This is a genomic window from Sphingomonas sp. LT1P40 (assembly GCF_036663835.1).
Lineage (GTDB): Bacteria > Pseudomonadota > Alphaproteobacteria > Sphingomonadales > Sphingomonadaceae > Sphingomonas.
In genome coordinates, this window is the sequence record NZ_JAXOJT010000002.1 from 454,530 (window position 1) to 472,500 (window position 17,971).

At 64.9% G+C, this 17,971-nt stretch carries 20 protein-coding genes and 1 other RNA gene; 15 read left to right on the top strand and 6 right to left on the bottom strand.

Annotated elements, in window-relative coordinates; all coding sequences use genetic code 11:
• The first annotated feature begins 148 nt into the window (after positions 1-148).
• The 8 genes from rbfA to U1702_RS13645 all read left to right on the top strand — a co-directional run bounded on the left by rbfA (position 149) and on the right by U1702_RS13645 (position 8,789).
• Positions 149-556 (top strand): 30S ribosome-binding factor RbfA, encoded by a 408-nt coding sequence (rbfA, locus tag U1702_RS13610; protein ID WP_332725525.1) that lies wholly within the window; start codon positions 149-151, stop codon positions 554-556.
• Positions 557-590: 34 nt separating this feature from the next.
• Complete coding sequence (locus U1702_RS13615; protein ID WP_332725527.1) at positions 591-1,175, top strand: thymidine kinase; 585 nt, start codon at positions 591-593, stop codon at positions 1,173-1,175.
• An 85-nt stretch (positions 1,176-1,260) separates the two neighbouring features.
• A complete protein-coding gene (locus U1702_RS13620; RefSeq protein ID WP_332725529.1) occupies positions 1,261-1,944 on the top strand; it encodes a site-2 protease family protein in 684 nt (227 codons plus the stop codon).
• A 10-nt stretch (positions 1,945-1,954) separates the two neighbouring features.
• Positions 1,955-2,836, top strand: coding sequence for a tRNA pseudouridine(55) synthase TruB (truB, locus tag U1702_RS13625; protein WP_332725531.1), 882 nt, complete (start codon positions 1,955-1,957; stop codon positions 2,834-2,836).
• Positions 2,837-2,856: 20 nt separating this feature from the next.
• A complete protein-coding gene (gene rpsO, locus U1702_RS13630) occupies positions 2,857-3,126 on the top strand; it encodes a 30S ribosomal protein S15 (protein ID WP_332725533.1) in 270 nt (89 codons plus the stop codon).
• A gap of 190 nt (positions 3,127-3,316) precedes the next feature.
• On the top strand, positions 3,317-5,683 hold the full coding sequence (gene pnp, locus U1702_RS13635; RefSeq protein ID WP_332725535.1) for a polyribonucleotide nucleotidyltransferase: 2,367 nt from the start codon (positions 3,317-3,319) through the stop codon (positions 5,681-5,683).
• A 141-nt stretch (positions 5,684-5,824) separates the two neighbouring features.
• Complete coding sequence (locus U1702_RS13640; protein WP_332725537.1) at positions 5,825-7,648, top strand: DUF885 domain-containing protein; 1,824 nt, start codon at positions 5,825-5,827, stop codon at positions 7,646-7,648.
• Position 7,649: 1 nt separating this feature from the next.
• On the top strand, positions 7,650-8,789 hold the full coding sequence (locus U1702_RS13645; RefSeq protein ID WP_332725539.1) for a serine hydrolase domain-containing protein: 1,140 nt from the start codon (positions 7,650-7,652) through the stop codon (positions 8,787-8,789).
• 38 nt (positions 8,790-8,827) lie between these two features.
• On the opposite strand, the gene ssrA is transcribed toward U1702_RS13645, so the two are convergent.
• Positions 8,828-9,187, bottom strand: a transfer-messenger RNA (tmRNA) gene (gene ssrA / locus U1702_RS13650).
• Positions 9,188-9,234: 47 nt separating this feature from the next.
• Between ssrA and U1702_RS13655 the strand changes: the two genes are divergently transcribed.
• Positions 9,235-9,666 (top strand): RrF2 family transcriptional regulator, encoded by a 432-nt coding sequence (locus tag U1702_RS13655; RefSeq protein WP_332725541.1) that lies wholly within the window; start codon positions 9,235-9,237, stop codon positions 9,664-9,666.
• Between the two features lie 7 nt (positions 9,667-9,673).
• Here the strand turns inward: U1702_RS13655 and U1702_RS13660 are convergent, their stop codons facing one another.
• Positions 9,674-10,822: an RICIN domain-containing protein gene (locus U1702_RS13660; RefSeq protein ID WP_332725543.1), complete on the bottom strand. Its 1,149-nt coding sequence runs from the start codon at positions 10,820-10,822 to the stop codon at positions 9,674-9,676.
• A gap of 67 nt (positions 10,823-10,889) precedes the next feature.
• Positions 10,890-11,321 carry a large conductance mechanosensitive channel protein MscL gene (gene mscL, locus U1702_RS13665; RefSeq protein WP_332725546.1) on the bottom strand — a complete coding sequence of 144 codons (432 nt, stop codon included), beginning with the start codon at positions 11,319-11,321 and terminating at the stop codon, positions 10,890-10,892.
• A 144-nt stretch (positions 11,322-11,465) separates the two neighbouring features.
• Here mscL and U1702_RS13670 point away from each other — a divergent pair, with 144 nt between their 5' ends.
• From U1702_RS13670 to U1702_RS13690, 5 genes are read left to right on the top strand one after another with little or no spacing between them, the layout of a single operon-like run.
• The gene (locus tag U1702_RS13670) at positions 11,466-12,050 is read left to right on the top strand and encodes a LemA family protein (protein WP_332725548.1); all 585 of its coding nucleotides are present in this window, start codon (positions 11,466-11,468) and stop codon (positions 12,048-12,050) included.
• A 50-nt stretch (positions 12,051-12,100) separates the two neighbouring features.
• Positions 12,101-12,559: a TPM domain-containing protein gene (locus U1702_RS13675; RefSeq protein WP_332725550.1), complete on the top strand. Its 459-nt coding sequence runs from the start codon at positions 12,101-12,103 to the stop codon at positions 12,557-12,559.
• Positions 12,560-12,585: 26 nt separating this feature from the next.
• Positions 12,586-13,374 (top strand): TPM domain-containing protein, encoded by a 789-nt coding sequence (locus U1702_RS13680; RefSeq protein WP_332726393.1) that lies wholly within the window; start codon positions 12,586-12,588, stop codon positions 13,372-13,374.
• On the top strand, positions 13,374-14,048 hold the full coding sequence (locus U1702_RS13685; protein ID WP_332725552.1) for a TPM domain-containing protein: 675 nt from the start codon (positions 13,374-13,376) through the stop codon (positions 14,046-14,048). The genes U1702_RS13680 and U1702_RS13685 overlap by 1 nt, the downstream gene beginning before the upstream one ends.
• Complete coding sequence (locus U1702_RS13690) at positions 14,045-14,575, top strand: NUDIX hydrolase (protein ID WP_332725554.1); 531 nt, start codon at positions 14,045-14,047, stop codon at positions 14,573-14,575. Before U1702_RS13685 ends, U1702_RS13690 begins: the two co-directional genes overlap by 4 nt.
• Here U1702_RS13690 and U1702_RS13695 read toward each other — a convergent pair.
• From U1702_RS13695 to hrpB, 3 genes are read right to left on the bottom strand one after another with little or no spacing between them, the layout of a single operon-like run.
• On the bottom strand, positions 14,557-14,907 hold the full coding sequence (locus tag U1702_RS13695) for a nuclear transport factor 2 family protein (RefSeq protein ID WP_332725556.1): 351 nt from the start codon (positions 14,905-14,907) through the stop codon (positions 14,557-14,559). The genes U1702_RS13690 and U1702_RS13695 overlap by 19 nt on opposite strands.
• Positions 14,904-15,185 carry an ETC complex I subunit gene (locus tag U1702_RS13700; protein ID WP_332725558.1) on the bottom strand — a complete coding sequence of 94 codons (282 nt, stop codon included), beginning with the start codon at positions 15,183-15,185 and terminating at the stop codon, positions 14,904-14,906. Before U1702_RS13700 ends, U1702_RS13695 begins: the two co-directional genes overlap by 4 nt.
• A gap of 10 nt (positions 15,186-15,195) precedes the next feature.
• Complete coding sequence (gene hrpB / locus U1702_RS13705; RefSeq protein ID WP_332725560.1) at positions 15,196-17,664, bottom strand: ATP-dependent helicase HrpB; 2,469 nt, start codon at positions 17,662-17,664, stop codon at positions 15,196-15,198.
• A gap of 40 nt (positions 17,665-17,704) precedes the next feature.
• Here hrpB and U1702_RS13710 point away from each other — a divergent pair, with 40 nt between their 5' ends.
• A complete protein-coding gene (locus tag U1702_RS13710; RefSeq protein ID WP_332725562.1) occupies positions 17,705-17,968 on the top strand; it encodes a hypothetical protein in 264 nt (87 codons plus the stop codon).
• The last annotated feature ends 3 nt before the right edge of the window (positions 17,969-17,971 follow it).

A 17,971-nucleotide genomic window follows, 5' to 3' on the forward strand; every position in this document is an offset into this window, starting at 1 on the left:
GACCGCGTGGTTATCCGGCTCCCGCGCCAAAGACGGGGTGGGGACGGCATTTCATCTCCGCAGTGGATGGCGCAAATCCGGGTTGCATTCCCGCCTTCGGCGCAGCCATTATCCTGCCGCTGGCACTGACCTTGGGACATATGGCCAAGTGAAACCCAACGACTCCAACGAATCCCGCAACGTCCGCCTGCTGCGCGTGGGCGAACAGGTGCGCCACATCCTGTCGAGCATCCTTGCGCGCGACGAGGTGCATGACGAGGTGCTGGCGAAGCATGTCGTGTCGGTCACCGAAGTGCGCATGTCGCCCGACCTGCGCCACGCGATCGTGTTCGTGAAGCCGTTGCTGGGCAAGGACGAGGAAGCCGTGCTGAAGGCGCTGCGCACCAACACTGCCTATTTCCAGCGCGAGGTGGCGTCGAAGGTGAAGCTCAAATACGCGGCGAAGATCAAGTTTCTCGCGGACGAGAGCTTTGACGAGGGCAGCCATATCGAAAAACTGCTGCGCGATCCCAAGGTGGCCCGGGATCTGACGGATGACGGCGACGCCGAAAGCTGATCGCGTTTCGCGTCTGTCGCGCTAGGAAGCGGCGATGGCCAAGCTCTATTTCTACTATGCGTCGATGAACGCGGGCAAATCGACCATGCTGTTGCAGGCCGATTTCAACTATCGCGAGCGCGGCATGCGGACGCTGCTGTTCACGGCGGCGATCGACGACCGGGCGGGGGCGGGGCGGATATCGTCGCGGATCGGGTTGGCTGCGGAGGCGATATCGTTCGATGCGGCGATGGATTTACGGCTGCGGGTCGAGCGCGAAATGGACACAGGACCGGTGCATTGCGTGCTGGTCGACGAGGCGCAGTTCCTGAGCGCGGCGCAGGTCGATCAGCTGGCGGCGGTGGCGGACGTGCTGGGGGTGCCGGTGCTGGCTTACGGGTTGCGCACCGATTTCACGGGGGCGCTGTTTACCGGATCGGCGCGGCTGCTGGCGCTGGCGGATGCGCTGGTCGAAATCAAATCGGTGTGCCGCTGTGGGCGCAAGGCAACGATGAACCTGCGCGTCGATGCGGCAGGACGGGCGGTGGCGGAGGGTGCGCAGACCGAGATTGGCGGCAACGATCGCTATGTCGCATTGTGCCGCCGCCATTTCACCGAGGCTATCGCGGCCGCCGACTGACCGTCTCGTTTTGTGACTTGAGCGCAAGCGAAGCCACTGGCATCGCCCGCGATTGTCCGGCACGCCGTTATCCGGGGAGAGGGGGATGGAGGCTGCGTTCTACACCGTTGCGACGTGGTTGTTGCCCGTGGTCGCCGCGATCGTGCTGCACGATTTCGCGCAATGGACCGTTGCCCGCTGGATGGGCGACCCGGCGGCGAACGCCCAGCGACCGGAGCGGAACGCTGTGCGCCATATCGATGCGATCGGATCGGTCCTGGTGCCGATTGCGCTGGCACTGGCGCACGCGCCGGTGTTCGGCTGGGGGAAAAGGTTGCCGCTGACGGTGGACGACGACACGGTCACGCGGCGACGACTGGCGCTGGTGGCGCTGACCGGGCCGGTGGCGTGCATGGTCCATGCGGTGATCGGCGCGGTGGCGCTGGGCGCGCTGGTCGCCGCAATGGGCGGAACGATGCCGGAAAGCGGCACGAGCGGCTTTCTCGCCGCCAATCTGCTCAACTTCATTCTCGCCAATGCCTGTATGGCGACGTTTCATCTGCTGCCCTTCCCGCCATTCGACGTCGGGCGCGCCATTGCCGAATTGTTGCCGGAGGGAGTTCGGCGCAAAGTGCGGCGCGGAGGACGAATCTTCATCCTGATCACAGTGGCGGTGATCGTGGCGCTGCCGTTGCTCGATCCCGAGGCGCGGATTGGGGAGAAGTTGGCCGCACCGGTCATCAACGCGATCATGGGATTCGTGCTTGGGCTGGTGAACCTCACCGTCTAGGGCTCCAGCCATGCATGGCTGGATCATTCTCGACAAACCGCTTGGGCTAGGCTCGACGCAGGGCGTGAGTGCGGTGAAGCGCGCGCTGCGCGATGGCGGCTATGCCAAATATAAGGTCGGGCATGGCGGTACGCTCGACCCGCTGGCGACCGGGGTGCTGCCGATCGCGGTGGGGGAGGCCACGAAGCTCGCCGGGCGGATGCTCGACAGCGACAAAATCTATGACTTCACGGTGCGGTTCGGCGAGCAGACCGACACACTGGACTTGGAAGGCGCGGCAATTGCGACTTCGGACGTGCGGCCCACGCTGGCGCAGGTGGCGGCGGTGCTGCCGCGGTTCACCGGACCGATCGATCAGATACCCCCCGCCTATTCGGCGCTGAAGGTGGATGGCGAGCGCGCCTATGATCTGGCGCGCAAGGGCGAAACGGTCGAACTGGCGACGCGCTCGGTCACCATCCATGCGCTGGCTCTGGGCAAGGCAGACGCGGACAGCGCGACGCTGACCGCGCATGTGTCGAAAGGCACCTACATCCGCAGCCTTGCGCGTGACATCGCGCTGGCGCTCGGCACCGTAGGCCATGTCACCATGCTCCGCCGCGTGAAGGCTGGCCCGTTCACCCTCGATTCCGCGATATCGCTGGACAAAGTGACCGAATCCGGTAAGGCGCGCGACCTTGAACAACACCTCCTGCCGTTGAGGGCGGGGCTGGACGACATCCCGGCTCTATCCCTCACCCCCGATCAGGCAGGTCTGCTCCGACAGGGGCGGGAGCTGATCGGGATTGCTGCGAACGACGGCCAACACTTTGCGCTGAACGGCGAAACGCCGGTCGCGCTGGTCGAGGTTTCGGACGGGATCGTCCGGGTCGTGCGTGGCTTCAACCTGTAAACGATGTCGAAGGAAAACACATGACGATCACGATCGAGCGCAAGGCCGAGCTTTCCAAGGAACATGGCCGCGCCGAGGGCGATACTGGCAGCCCCGAAGTCCAGATCGCAATCCTGACCGAGCGCATTTTGAACCTGACCGGCCATTTCAAGGGCCATGCCAAGGACAATCACTCGCGCCGCGGTCTGCTGATGATGGTCAACAAGCGTCGTTCGCTGCTCGACTATCTCCGCAAGACGGACGCCGAGCGTTACACCAGCCTGATCGGCAAGCTCGGATTGCGTAAGTAACTGGGCAAATAATCTGAAAAGGCGGCCTTCGGGTCGCCTTTTTGCAATTCCGGGCATGAGCCCGGTTCAGGGGTTTGGGCAATTCGGCCCATGACCCGCTTTCAGGGGTGAAATCACCCCAAGCCGCGCAAGCCGGACAGCTTGCACACAGGCCCCGGGCGCATTGGGCGTCCGGTCCAAAGGAAATCAAATGTTCGACACCAAGAAGGTAAGCATCGAGTGGGGCGGCGAAACCCTCACCCTCGAAACGGGCCGCGTTGCCCGCCAGGCTGACGGCGCTGTCATCGCGACGCTCGGCGAAACCGTCGTGCTGTGCGCCGTTACGGCCGCGCGCTCGGTCAAGGAAGGGCAGGATTTCTTCCCGCTCACCGTCCACTATCAGGAAAAATTCTCCGCCAGCGGCCGCATCCCCGGCGGCTTCTTCAAGCGTGAGCGCGGCGCGACCGAAAAGGAGACTCTGACGAGCCGCCTGATCGATCGTCCGATCCGCCCGCTGTTCCCGGAAGGGTTCTACAACGAGATCAACGTGATCTGTCAGGTTCTCAGCTATGATGGCGAGAACGAGCCGGACGTGCTGGCGATGGTCGCCGCATCGGCTGCGCTGACGATTTCGGGCGTCCCGTTCATGGGCCCGATCGGCGCGGCTCGCGTCGGCTATATCGACGGCGAGTACATCCTCAACCCGAACAACAGCCAGATCAAGGAAGGCGACCTGGATCTGGTCGTCGCCGCCACTGGCGATGCCGTGATGATGGTCGAATCCGAAGCCAAGGAACTGTCGGAAGAAGTCATGCTGGGCGCGGTTCAGTTCGCGCACAAGGCATGCCGCGAAGCCGTCAACGCCGTGATCGACCTGGCTGAAAAGGCTGCGAAGGATCCATGGGAAATGGCCCCGCAGGCCGACCTGTCGACCGCCAAGGACAAGCTGAAGAAGCTGATCGGCAAGGACATCGCCGCCGCCTATAAGGTAGTCGACAAGTCGAAGCGGTCGGACTTGCTCAACGCGGCACGGGCCAAGGGCAAGGAAGCGTTTTCGGACGCCGCGCCGCAGGATCAGATGGCCGCCGGCAAGCTGATGAAGAAGCTGGAAGCGGAAATCGTTCGCGGCGCCATCCTGAAGGACGGCACCCGCATCGACGGCCGCACAACCACCCAGATCCGTCCGATCGAGGCGATGGTCCACTTCCTGCCGCGCACGCACGGTTCGGCGCTGTTCACGCGCGGTGAGACGCAGTCGATCTGCACCACCACACTTGGTACCAAGGACGCCGAGCAGATGATCGACGGGCTGGACGGCCTGACCTACACCAACTTCATGCTCCACTATAACTTCCCGCCCTATTCGGTCGGTGAAGTCGGTCGCTTCGGTGCGCCGGGCCGCCGTGAAGTCGGTCATGGCAAGCTGGCATGGCGTGCATTGCACCCGGTGCTGCCGTCGAAGGACGAGTTCCCGTACACGATCCGCGTTCTGTCGGACATCACCGAGTCGAACGGCTCGTCGTCGATGGCGACGGTTTGCGGCGGTTCGCTGTCGATGATGGACGCAGGCGTTCCGCTGAAGCGTCCGGTGTCGGGTATCGCGATGGGCCTGATTCTGGAAGGCAAGAACTTTGCGGTTCTGTCCGACATTCTGGGTGACGAGGATCATCTGGGCGACATGGACTTCAAGGTTGCCGGCACGTCCGAAGGCATCACCACGATGCAGATGGACATCAAGATCGCCGGCATCACCGAAGAGATCATGCGCAAGGCGCTGGAACAGGCCAAGGAAGGCCGCGCGCACATCCTGGGCGAAATGGCCAAGGCACTCGATCACACGCGTGAAGAGCTGTCGGCGCATGCCCCGCGCATCGAAACGCTGCAGATCGACAAGTCGAAGATCCGTGACGTGATCGGCACCGGCGGCAAGGTGATCCGTGAGATCGTCGCCACCACTGGCGCAAAGGTCGATATCGATGACGAGGGTCTGATCAAGGTGTCGTCGTCCGACACCGCGCAGATCGACGCTGCGATTGCGTGGATCAAGGGCATCGTGGAAGAGGCCGAAGTCGGCAAAGTCTATGACGGCAAGGTCGTCAATCTGGTCGATTTCGGCGCGTTTGTGAACTTCATGGGCGGCAAGGACGGTCTGGTTCACGTTTCGGAAATCCGCAACGAGCGGGTCGAGAAGGTTGCCGACGTGCTGAGCGAAGGCCAGGCCGTGAAGGTCAAGGTTCTCGAAATCGACCAGCGCGGCAAGGTTCGCCTGTCGATGCGCGTCGTCGATCAGGAAACCGGTGAAGAACTGGCCGACACCCGCCCGGCACGCGAACCCCGCGAAGGCGGTGATCGCCCGCGTGGTGACCGGGGTCCACGCCGTGATGGCGGCGACCGGGGTGATCGCGGCCCGCGCCGTGACGGCGATGGTGGCCGTGGTCCGCGTCGCGATGGCGGTGGTGGCCGTGGCGGCGACCGTCCGCGCGGCGAGCGTTCGGAAGGTGGCCGTTCAGAAGGCGGGCGGGACGATGCGCCAGAGGCATTCTCGCCCCCGGCATTCCTGACCGGCGACCGCGACTAAGCAATACATCCGCAAGGATAGCGGAGAGGATGAAGGGGTTCGGCAGCAATGCCGGGCCCCTTTTCCGTTGGACCCCTTTTCCGTTGGCGATGTTGGGCGCGGGCGATACGATCCGGTATTGCCCCGCACAGGATATTCGCCTTGACCCTTCGCCTTGCCCTTCCGCTGTTGCTCGCTGGTTGCGCGGTGCAGCCGCCCCTTGCCGAGACCCCGCCACTGGCCGCTGCGCCCGCCGATACCCAAGCGGAGGACGCGGGGCTGACGGTTTTCCTCGACGCGGCATTCGATGCCAATGTCGCGCAAAGTCCGGAAACGCAGACCGCATTGGGCAGCAAGGCCGGTTACGACAGGCTCGACGATTACACTGCCGCCGCCGGGGAGCGTCGCATGAAGCTCGCCGAACAGCAGCTGGCCGCGATGCGCGCGCAATTCTCCCCCGACCGGCTGGGACCACAGGCACGGCTCAGCTACCGGCTGTTCGAGACTCAAGTCGAGCGCGCGCGGCGGCAATATGCGTTTCGCGATTACGGCTTTCCCGTGTCGACCAATGGCAGTCCGGCGGGGCAAATCCCGGTATTCCTCATCAACAATCATCGCGTCGACACGGTCGCCGATGCGCGCGCTTATATCGCGCGGATCGCCGAGACCGAGCGCGTGATGCGCGAAGTGGCGCAAACGATGCGCGATCAGGCGATCAAGGGCATCGTGCCGCCAAAGATGGTGTTCAAACCGGCGCGCGAGGATGCGGCGAAGGTGATCGCCGGCGCGCCGTTCACGACCGGGGCCGACAGCACGCTGCTGGCCGATTTCCGCAAGAAGGTCACCGCGCTGAATGCGCCAGCGGCGGACAAGGCGGCGCTGATCGTGGAGGCTGAGGTGGCGCTGAAGGGGCCATTTAAGCGCGGATTCGACACGTTGTTCGCGGTGCTGGACGAGATCGAGCCAAAGGCGAAGGGCAATGACGGGGCGTGGAGCCTGCCGAGCGGGGCTGCATTCTATAACGCGCGGCTGGCGCAAAATACCACCACGGACCTGACCGCCGACCAGATCCACGAGATCGGGCTGGAGCGGGTCGCCGCGATCCGGGTCGAGATGGAGGCGGTGAAGCAGCGCATCGGCTACACCGGCACGCTCGAATCCTTCTTCGACGCGGTCCGCACCAACCCCGAGTTCAAATTCCCCAACACCGATGCCGGGCGTGAGGAATATCTGGTCCAGGCGCGTGCGGTGATCGCAAAGATGATGGCGGCAGCGCCGCGCTGGTTCCACACGCTGCCCAAGGCCGCGCTGGAGGTGCGGGCGGTCGAGAAATGGCGTGAGGGGACGGCGTCGGTCGCCTTTTATAACCGCCCCGCGCCGGACGGGTCGCGGCCCGGCATCTATTACGTCAACCTGGCCAATATGGATCAGGTGCAGAAGGTGCAGCTGGAGGGCATCGCGGTCCATGAAGGCGCGCCGGGCCATCATTTCCAGATCGCGCGCGCGCAAGAGTTGCCGGGGTTGCCGAAGTTCCGGCGCTTCGGCGGGTACAGCGCCTATAGCGAGGGCTGGGGACTCTACACCGAGCGGCTGGCGAAGGAGATGGGGGCGTATAGCGATCCCAATGCCGAATTCGGGATGCTGTCATTGCAGATGTGGCGCGCGATCCGGCTGGTCACCGATACCGGGCTGCATTCCAAACGCTGGTCGCGCGAAAAGGCGATCGAGTATTTTCGCGCCAACTCGTCGATCTCGCCCGCCGATATCGAGCGCGAGGTCAATCGCTACATCAACAATCCCGGTCAGGCGACGAGCTATATGATCGGCCAGTTGAAGATCGCCGAACTGCGCAAGCGCGCCGAGACAAAGCTGGGCGCGAAGTTCGATATCCGCGATTTCCACGAAGTTGTGCTGGGCAACGGCGCGGTGCCGCTGAACGTGCTGGAGGAGGAAATCGACCGCTACATTGCGGGGAAGCGGGGATAGGATGCGCCTTGTTCTGCCGTTGCTGTTGTTGCTGGCGGGCTGCGCGACGACCGCGCCCGCCGAGGTGCGCGTGGCATTCGATGCGAGGGGCGTCACCGACGTGCGCGCGACGGGCGTTGCCGATCGCAGCGCGGGCCGCCGTGTCACCGCCGACGATCCGGTGCGGATCGCGAGCATTTCCAAGCTGGTCGTCGCGCTCGGCGTGATGCGGATGGTGGAGGCGGGGCAGCTCGATCTGGACCGCGATGTCAGCGAGACGCTTGGCTATCGCTTGCGCAATCCGGCCTTTCCCGATGCGCCGGTGACGTTGCGGCAGTTGCTGTCGCACCGGTCCGGGCTGATCGATCCGGAGGAATATCGGGTGCCGCTGGGCGAGCGGTTACAGGATGTAGTGACGGGTGCAGCATTGTGGGACGCGAAACACCGTCCCGGCAGCTATTTCCGCTACGCCAATATCGGTTTTCCCGTGATCGCCAGCGTGATGGAGAAAGCGTCGGGCGAGCGCTTTGACAGGCTGATGCGTCGGCTGGTGCTGAGACCGCTCAAACTCGACGCATGCTTCAACTGGTCGACGTGCAGTGACGGCAAGATCGCGCAGGCGGTGGTGCTGTATCGCGCAACCGGAGAGGTGGCGCTGGACGATCTGGGTGGACGGCGGCCTGATTGTCCCGTGATCGCGACCAGTGGCTGTGCCCTCGGCACCTATCGGCTGGGCGAAAATGGCGCGCTGTTCTCACCACAGGGCGGGTTGCGCGCGTCGATGCGCGATTTGGCGGTGGTCGGCGGCATGTTGCTGCGGAATGACGGCAGCTTCCTGAAACGCGCGTCGATTGCCGAACTGGAGCGTGTTGATTGGCAGTTCGACGGTGCGAATGGCGACACGTCGAACGGATTCTATTGCCAATATGGGCTGGCGGTGACGACCCTGCCGACGGGATACGAAGGTTGTGCCGATGACCTGTTCCGCGATGGTCGTGTCCGTATCGGCCACGCCGGTGAGGCATATGGCCTCCGCTCCGGCCTATGGATCAATCGCGCAACGGGAAAGGGAGTCGCGTTCTTCGCCACCGCCACACCGCCGGACAGCAAAGGGCGCTCGGCATTCAGCCGCGAGGAAGAACGTCTCGTCCACGGAAGATAAGTGGGAGGCTTCTGTTGCCCGGTGCCTCCCGTACCGCTGGAATCCGCTTCTGTTGCCCGGTGCGGTCCAACCGCGCATTTTAGAATAACCTTAAGCCGTTAGGCCCTGGGGTTACGCTGCAATAGCGAGTGCTTCGTTATCGTTGGCACTTATGGTTGTGGGCCGTCGCGGCGGCTCCGTTCCGAACGAAAATAACGCCTTTCAATACACGTCGATCCTGGTTCGGCCCCGTCAGAAACGGTCTCCAGGCACCTTTCGGTTTCTGGCCACAATTTCTGGTGGAGCCGCCGGGTACTGCCCCCGGGTCCGCTGCATCTATTTCACGTCACAATTTATCGTCATAGCCGGGCGAACCCGGCACCTTCCAATATAGGGAAGGAAATCCGAATGAAAAGAGTGGGATTAGGCCTTCACATCGCCATGAACCGAGTGCAAGAACCAAGCCATGCTGACCCAGCGTTCCCGTTATGCCTTGCGCGCGATGCTGTTCATGGCGACGCAACCGGCGGAGGGTGCGCCGACCCCGATGACGCGGATTGCCGCCGAGGCGAATGTCCCGCGTAAGTTTCTGGAACTGATCCTGGCCGATCTGCGCGAGGCCGGGTTCCTCGATTCGACGCGCGGCAAGATGGGCGGATACCGGCTGGCACGACCCAAGCACCTGATTTCGCTCGGTGAGATCGTTCGCGTGATCGAGGGGCCACTGGCGCTGGTGCCATGCGTCAGCCGCACCGCCTACCGCCCCTGCCTCGACTGCAAGGACGAGGCGACCTGCGCGATCCGCCTGACGATGGCGCGGGTGCGCGACGAAACCGCACGCATTCTGGATGGCACCAGTCTGGCCGATGCGACGGCCAAGGAAATGGCAGCGGCCTGACCGCGCGCTAACGGCGTTCGATCCAGCCCAGTTTGAAATTCTGGTCGGTTGTGCTGCGGCATGGCTCGGGAAACAGGCCGGTGTTATTGTCCGCCGACGATTCCGCGCGCAAATTGCCGCGCACCGTGAGGCACAGCCCCGCCAGCGTCTTGATCGTCACGAAGTTTCCGAATCCGATCTGTTCGATCACGAACAGCTGATCGTCGGCGACGGTGCATTGCGCCGCGGCGACCCAAGGACGGCGCGGCTCGCTCGCCATGCGGGGCAACGTCGCGCACACGTCGGGCTCGTTCTGTGGCACGATCAGAAACCCGCGTCCGGCGATGAACCTCATCTCGAAATTCATGGTCCAGCGATTTTCGCACTGGCTCATGCGGATGCGGCGGTTGTTGGTACCGTCGGGATCGTCACTGAGGCCGATGATGCCGAGGCATTGCGGTGGATCGCGCGTCTCCAGCGCGTAGAAACCGGGTAGCGGTGCGTTGGCGGGCAGCGTTGCGGGGCGGGGTTCGGGTGCCGGCGTCACCGGCGTCACCGGCGTGGCGACGGGCATAGCGGGAGCCGGGGCTGGGGTCGCCGACGGCATGGCCGGCTGAGGCACGCGGGCAGGCCGCGTCTCGGCGTCGGGCGGCGGGGCCAGACTGAACATCTGCTCCAGGGCACCGTTTCGGCAGATCAGCGAGCCAAGATCGGTCGCTTCTGGCGCGCCGTAGGAGGGGCCGCGCCGAGTCCAGCAGGCGCCCTCCAGCGTGCGCACGCGCATACCGCGCGTTGCTCGCTCCAGCCGGAAACGTTGATCGAGCGCGCCGTTGCACGGGTGGATGTCGATACGGGGATCGCCGAACACGACCCAGCGCGCGACGGTTGCGCATTGACCCGGTGTCCCGACTTCGATCCGCACTTCCGACCGGCCCAGATAATGCAGCGTCAGGACAACCGGATTGTCGCACCTTCCCTCCCGCAGATAGGGGGCAACGCCGGGCCGGACGGTAACCTGCGCGACGAGGCAGTCGCCCTTCGCCGTGCTGAAGATATATTCGGCAGTGCCCGTTTCCGGGATCGGCGAACTCCTCAGCTCCTGTTGCGCCATCGCCGGAAATGCCGTTACCAGCGCCGCTACGACGATGAGCATCAACGTCACGACCCGCCTTGCCATCGCCGTCCTCCGTTTCGGAACTGAAACGGAGTTGGCCAGCGACGGCGGGCGGAGTCAAGCGGTCGCGTCAGCCCTTCTTGGCGCGCAGCTCGTCGCGGATTTCGCGCAGCAGCACGACGTCCGCCGGATCTCCGGGGGCAACGACTTCGGGTTTCGGCGCGACCTTGTTCACCGCGCGCACCAGCATGAAGATGATGAAGGCGATAATCAGGAAATTCACCGACTGGGTCACGAACTCGCCATAGCCGAGCAGGGGCACGCCGGCCTTTTTCAGCGCGGCATAATCTGACAGCGATCCGGTGTAGGTCGCGGGCACTTCCCCCAGCCGCACGAAATAGCTGGAGAAATCGAGCCCGCCGAAAATGCGGCCGATGACCGGCATGATGATATCCTCGGTCAGCGAGGTGACGATCTTGCCGAACGCCGCGCCGATGATGACCGCCACGGCCAGATCGAGCACATTGCCGCGCGCGATAAATGCTTTGAACTCACCGATCATGGCATATCCCTAACTGCCGTTGTCGAGGCAGCGTAACTGCGGGATTCAATGGTCGCAACCCGGGTTTCCATTGCAGGACGGGCTGCGGTCCCCTACCTATCCGGTGTCGTATCGATGCGACACACATGAGAGGGTTTCTTCGACATGAAGCTTCGTCTGGTTGCCGCGCTGGTTTCCGTTGCCATGCTTTCGGCCTGCGGTCTCAACAGCGTTCCCACGGCTGAGGAAAATGCGAAGGCGAAATGGGCGGAGGTGCAGAACCAGTATCAGCGTCGCGCCGACCTGATCCCCAACCTCGTCTCCACCGTCCGCGCGGCGGGTGCGCAGGAAAAGGCGATTCTGGTCGAGGTGACCCAAGCGCGCGCGTCGGCGACGCAGGTCAAGGTGTCGGACGCCGACCTGACCGATCCGGCAAAGCTGGCCGCATTCGACCGCGCACAGGCGGGCGTGACGCTGTCGCTGCAACGCTTGCAGGAGGCCTATCCCGAGCTGAAATCACAGGGCAATTACGCCACGTTGATGACGCAGCTTGAGGGGACTGAGAACCGCATCGGCATCTCGCGCCGCGATTATAACGAGGCGGTGCAGGGCTACAACACCACCATCCGCACCTTCCCCGACGCGATCGGTGCCAAAATCTTTTACGGTTCCAAGCCGATGGTGCCGTTCCAGGCAACGACGCCGGGCGCCGACACCGCACCGACCGTGGACTTCGGGAACAGCAACTGATCCTGCGCGCCGCCCTGTTGTGGGTTTTGCTGGCAGCTTGCAGCGCCGGTGTGTCCGAACCCGTCGCGCCAGCGCAGGCGAAGCAGTTGCCTGCGCTGACCGGCCGAGTGGTGGATAATGCCGATCTGTTGTCGGCGAACCGCGAGGCCTTGTTGACATGGGCGCTTGCGGAAACGGAGCGCAATACGAAGCATCAGTTTGTGGTCGTCACGGTGCCGACGCTGGGGGGCCGTGCAATCGAAGCGTTCGGCTTGGCGCTGGGCAATCATTGGGGAATTGGCCGCAAAGGGTATGACGACGGCGTGTTGCTGATCGTAGCGCCGAACGAGCGCAAGGTACGAATCGAGGTTGGTTGTGGCCTGGAAAAGACGCTGACCAACGCGGAAGCGAGCGTGATCATTGAGAAGACGATCCTGCCACGCATCCGCGCGGGCAATATGGCGGGCGGCATTCTCGCCGGAAGCGCGGCGATCATCCGCGAGATCGATACGCCGGGAGCATCATCGTGAGAATCGTGCAGTATCTGGTCGCCTTCATGCTTGCGGTGCTGATCGGCACGGCGGCACAGGCGCAGACTTTTCCCAAGCTGACCGGGCGCGTCGTCGACAGTGCGAACCTGCTCTCACCCGGGCAGGAGGCGCAGCTGACGGCGATGTCGGAGGCGACCGAACAGGCGACCGGGCGACAGCTGGTGGTCGCGACGATCCCCGATCTTCAGGATTACCCGATCGAGGATTATGGCTATCGGCTCGCTCGCGACTGGAAGATCGGCCAGTCGGAGGCGGACAACGGTATCGTCCTGATCGTCGCGCCGACCGAGCGGAAGATGCGGATCGAGGTCGGCTATGGGCTTGAGCCGATCATGACCGACGCACTGTCGGGCATGATCATCCGCGACACGATGACCCCGTTGTTCAAGGCGGGCGACATGGGCGGCGGTATCATCGCGGGTGCGACCGCGATCAACGAACAGCTGAAACTCCCGCTGGAGGCCGCCGAGGCGCGGGCGAAGGCGTTGATCGATGCGGGCAAGAGCAAGAAGACAAGCGGCACCCCCGGCTGGTTCGTGCTGATCTTCTGGGTCTTCATTCTACTCTTTGTGGTGCTGCCGATTATCGTTGGGGCATCGCGCGGCAAGAAATATCGCCGCGGCAGCGCGCCAGTGGTGATCTGGGGTCCGGGTTGGGGCGATGGCGGTGGCTCCTCATGGGGCGGCGGTGGCGGATCATCCTGGGGCGGCGGCGGTGGATTCGGTGGTGGCGGCGGCGGCTTTTCCGGCGGCGGCGGCGGGTTCGGCGGCGGCGGCGCATCGGGGGGCTGGTGATGACACGGCGATTTACGGCGGAGGAGCATGCGGTCGTGACGGCTGCGGTGGCCGAGGCGGAGCGCGGCACCGACAGCGAGATCGTGACCATCGTCACCGACTGGTCCGACCATTATCATGACGTGTCGCTTTATTATGCGGCGGCGGTGATGCTGGCGTCGCTGGGACTGTTTGCGATGTTTCCGGGGCTGCTCGACGCCAAGCTGGCGCTGTTCACGGGCGGCTGGGGCGAGGCGGAGCGGCATCTGCAACTGGCGTTGCTGGTGGTGGTTCAGGCGGTGCTGTTCCTGGCGGTGCGGTTCGGGTTTGAGGCGCTGCCGTTCCGCGGCGTGCTGATTCCCGCGGCGGTGCGCGGAAGGCGCGTGCGGCGGCGTGCGGTGCAATTTTACAAAGCGAGCGCGGAGAAGCGGACCGAGGCGCGGTTCGGGGTGCTGCTTTACCTCAGCCTTGCGGAGCATCGCGCGGAGATCGTCGCGGACGAAGCGATCGTCGCCAAGGTCAAGGATGATGTCTGGGGCGAGGCGATGGTGGCGCTGATCGATCGCATCCGCGCCGGTGATCCGGCGGGCGGCATGGCGGCGGCGGTGACGCGGATCGGCGCCGTGCTGGCGACACATTTCCCGAAGACCGAGAGCGATGCCAACGAGCTGCCCGATCGGCTGATCGAACTGTGACGCCGGACACGGATGCGCCGGTAGAGACCGTCTGGCAGGGCAAGTTCATTACCGTGAAACGCCAGGGCCGCTGGGAATATGTGTCGCGCGCGCGCGGCATCCGCGCGGCGGTGATCGTCGCGATCGACGATGATGGGCATCTGCTGCTGGTCGAGCAATATCGGGTGCCGCTGGGCCGGTCCTGCCTTGAATTACCTGCCGGGCTGGTCGGCGACGATACCGACGGCGAAGCGGCGGAGACGGCGGCGGCGCGCGAGCTGGAAGAGGAAACCGGCTATCGTCCCGGGCGTATCGAAGCGCTGGGCGAGTATTTCTCGTCCCCCGGCATGGTCAGCGAGAGCTTCACGCTAGTCCGCGCGCGCGATCTGGTGCGCGTCGGCGATGGCGGCGGGGTTGAGGGTGAGGGGATCACCGTCCACCGCGTGAAGCTGGCGGACGTGCCAAATTTTGTCGACGACTGTCGCGCGCGAGGGCTGGCGATCGACGTGAAGCTGTTGCTGGTGCTGGGTCAGTCGTTGCTGGCGTAAAGCTGCTCGAAGCTCAGCCGGTCCCAATAGCCGCGCTGAAGTTTAATGCGGCCATCGACGACGTGGAAGAAGCCACAGCCGCGAAAGCCCTTCGGGTCCTGCCATTCCATCGCTGCCCATTCGCCGTCGGCCATGCGGTTGACGGGCAAGCAGACCATCTCGGCGGCGGCGAACTCACTCACAAACATCGCGCGGATCGCGTCACGCCCCTCGACCGGAGCGTTGGCAACCTGATGATTGACCGCGTCGTCGTGATAGAGCGCGGTCAGGGCCTCAATATCCGCAGCATTGAACGCCTCGATCCAGCGATCGAGAATCTTAGCCGGGGTCACCGGAAATTGTCGGCATAGGCCTGAAGCTTCAGCTTGCGCTGGGGGGCGGGGACGACATGGTAGGCGATGTGCTCGCGCGCGGCATATTCGGTTGCCGCTTCCAGTGTCGGGAAGTTCAGGCGCAGCTGGCCCAGCGTATCGCCGGAACCGGCCCAGCCGGTCAGCGGATCGGGGCGCTGCTGCTCACCGGGATCATATTCGAGCACCCAGCGATCGGTGCGGGCGCGCCCGGACTGCATGGCGTTCTTGGGGCGCTGATAGATGCGTGCGGTGCTCATAGTTTCGCCTTTAACGCGAACCGCCGCGCCGTGCATCCGCATTTTTAGTGCGCAGCGTCGCGGATGCAGCCGCAGGATCGTCCGGCCAGGGGTGACGGGGGTAGCGGCCGCGCATTTCCTTGGCGACATCGGCCCAGCTGCCGCTCCAGAAGCGGGGCAGGTCGCGCGTCGTTTGAATCGGGCGACCGGCGGGCGAGGTGAGCGACAGGACCAATGGGACGCCGTCTCCGATCGTCGGATGGACGGCGAGGCCGAACAGCGACTGTACGCGCATTTCGACGGTGGGGCCGGCTTCGGCGGTATAGTCGATTTCGTGGCTCGAACCGGCGGGGGTCTCGAACCGCGCCGGCGCGCGGCGGTCGAGCAGCTTTTGACCATCCCAGCCGAGGCGGTTCTGGAGCGCCTGAGTCAGCGCCTCCGGGGCGACGGCGTCGAGGCGGCGTTTGCCGGTGAGCGCGGCGGGCAGCCAGGCGTCGAGGTCGGCGCTCAGGGCTTCGTCGGACAACGCCTCGACCCCGGCATATGCGGCGCGGGTTCGCAGCGCGCGGGCGGTATCGGACCACGGAAGCAGATCGAGGCCGTGAGTGCGAACGCCTTCGAGCAGTGCAGCCGCGATTTCAGCGGGATCGGCGGCGGTGTCGGGGCCGGATGAGAGACGGATCGCACCCAGGCGCCGTTCGCGGTTCGCCTCGACGCGACCGGTGGCGGGGTCGAAGCGGACGCTGCGGCGCGTTTCGATGCGGTTGGCGAACAGCGACTCGATCGTGGCGGCGTCGATCGGCGCGGCGGAGAGGATGCGCGCACCCGCCGCCATGCCTTGCGTCTCCGCCACCGCGAGCCATTCGTGGCGTGCGAGCGAGGATGTCGGATCGAGCTTGAACCCGCGCCCACCCGCCGAGGCCCAGGTCGCGCCGCTGGCGTCGCGGCGCTTGGCGATGCGGTCGGGGAACGCGAGCGCGACGCAGGTTGCTACGCCGTCAGCCGAGCTGCGCTCGGCACCCACCCCCAACCCCTCCCTTGCAGGGAGGGGAGTCAGTTTGGTCCAACGTTCGGCCAGACGCCTTCCCGCCTCCGCCCGCTGGCCGCGTTCGGTGCGCCAGCGGCGCAGACGGTGTTCGAGATCGGTGTCGGAGCCGCCCAGCCCGCGTTCGCCGAGCAGGACGGCAATTTGCGCAGCGGTGCGGGCGAGGCCCATTTCACCTGCGCTAATCAGCATGTGGCCAAGGCGCGGGGCGAGCGGCAGGCGCGCGATGGCTTTGCCGTGTGCGGTGGGGCGGGCATCATCGTCGAGCGCATCCAGCGCGGTCAGCCGCGCACGCGCCTCCTGCACCGCAGCCTCGGGCGGCGGGTCGAGCCAGCGCAGCTCGCGTGGATCGGCGACGCCCCATAACGCGCAATCGAGCGTAAGCGCGGACAGATCGGCCTCGAGAATTTCGGGCGGGTCGAAGCGGGGCAGACCGGCGGTGGCGGCGGCTTCCCACAGGCGATAGGCGACCCCCGGCTCCTGTCGTGCGGCGCGGCCCGCGCGCTGGGTGGCGGAGGCCTGACTGGCACGTTCGGTGACGAGGCGGGTCATTCCCGCCGCGCGATCGTAACGCGGGCGGCGGGCGAGGCCGGAGTCGATAACGATGCGGATGCCGTCAAGCGTGAGCGAGGTTTCCGCGATCGACGTAGCGAGGACGATCTTGCGCCGTCCATGCGAGTCCGGCGCGATCGCCGCGCGCTGGGCGGCGGGGTCGAGGCTGCCGTGGAGCTTGTGCAGGATGGTGCCGGGAACATCGTCGATCCGCTCTGCGGTGCGCTCGATTTCGGCGACACCGGGGAGGAAGGCGAGAATGCCGCCTTCAGCCTCACGGAGCGCATGCCGGATCGCGGCGGCGACTGAGTCCTCGATCCGCGCCTCGGCGGCGCGTCCGAGATGGATGAGTTCGAGCGGATGGCTGCGCCCCTCACTCTCCACCACGGGGGCGTCCCCCATTAGCGTCGAAAAGCGCGATCCATCCAACGTCGCTGACATCGCCACGAGCCGCAGATCGGGCCGCAGAGCCGCCTGCGCATCCAATGCCAGCGCCAGCCCGAAATCGCTGTCGAGACTGCGTTCATGCACTTCGTCGAACAACACCGCCGACACGCCCGCCAGCTCGGGATCGCTCTGGATGCGGGCGACGAAAATCCCCTCGGTCACGACCGTGACCCGCGTCGCCGCAGACCGCCTGCTGTCCATCCGCGTGGCATAGCCGAACGTCTTGCCGACCGGCTCGCCCGCCAGCACGGCCATCCGCTCGGCGGCGGCGCGCGCGGCGAGGCGGCGCGGGGAGAGCAGCAGGATTTCGCCGTTGCACCAGTCCTCGTTCAACAACGCAGGGGCCACCGCCGTGGTCTTGCCTGCACCCGGCGGGGCGACCAGCACGGCATTGCTTCGCGCGCGCAATGCGGTGAGCAGATCGGACAGGACGGCATGGATCGGAAGGTCGCTCACCAGCCCGCCCTACGCGGTTTCGAGAATTGCTTGAAGCGGCATGGCACCGGAAGCGTTCACGCGCGTTGCGGCGAATGAAGAGGAGAATGGCATGGCACGAATAATTTCTAGCTTCACCGTAACCCCGGACGGCAATGGCGATTATCTGATCAACATCGAGGATGACGATGGCGAAACGATCGACCTGACCGCAAGCTACGAGCAGCTTGATCTGATGAGCGACGCGATCGGCGATGTGCTGGACAGTGACGAGGAAGAAGCGCTGGGCGTCGATGACGAGGAAGCGACGACCGACGACGTTTAAGAA

Coding starts and splice junctions, on each gene's coding strand:
- U1702_RS13660 (WP_332725543.1), bottom strand. CDS start 10,822: ATGGCAAGGCGGGTCGTGACGTTGATGCTCATCGTCGTAGCGGCGCTG.
- mscL (WP_332725546.1), bottom strand. CDS start 11,321: ATGATCGGTGAGTTCAAAGCATTTATCGCGCGCGGCAATGTGCTCGAT.
- U1702_RS13670 (WP_332725548.1), top strand. CDS start 11,466: ATGAAGCTTCGTCTGGTTGCCGCGCTGGTTTCCGTTGCCATGCTTTCG.
- U1702_RS13655 (WP_332725541.1), top strand. CDS start 9,235: ATGCTGACCCAGCGTTCCCGTTATGCCTTGCGCGCGATGCTGTTCATG.
- U1702_RS13620 (WP_332725529.1), top strand. CDS start 1,261: ATGGAGGCTGCGTTCTACACCGTTGCGACGTGGTTGTTGCCCGTGGTC.
- rpsO (WP_332725533.1), top strand. CDS start 2,857: ATGACGATCACGATCGAGCGCAAGGCCGAGCTTTCCAAGGAACATGGC.
- U1702_RS13645 (WP_332725539.1), top strand. CDS start 7,650: ATGCGCCTTGTTCTGCCGTTGCTGTTGTTGCTGGCGGGCTGCGCGACG.
- U1702_RS13685 (WP_332725552.1), top strand. CDS start 13,374: ATGACACGGCGATTTACGGCGGAGGAGCATGCGGTCGTGACGGCTGCG.
- U1702_RS13615 (WP_332725527.1), top strand. CDS start 591: ATGGCCAAGCTCTATTTCTACTATGCGTCGATGAACGCGGGCAAATCG.
- U1702_RS13710 (WP_332725562.1), top strand. CDS start 17,705: ATGGCACCGGAAGCGTTCACGCGCGTTGCGGCGAATGAAGAGGAGAAT.
- truB (WP_332725531.1), top strand. CDS start 1,955: ATGCATGGCTGGATCATTCTCGACAAACCGCTTGGGCTAGGCTCGACG.
- U1702_RS13700 (WP_332725558.1), bottom strand. CDS start 15,185: ATGAGCACCGCACGCATCTATCAGCGCCCCAAGAACGCCATGCAGTCC.
- U1702_RS13680 (WP_332726393.1), top strand. CDS start 12,586: ATGCTTGCGGTGCTGATCGGCACGGCGGCACAGGCGCAGACTTTTCCC.
- pnp (WP_332725535.1), top strand. CDS start 3,317: ATGTTCGACACCAAGAAGGTAAGCATCGAGTGGGGCGGCGAAACCCTC.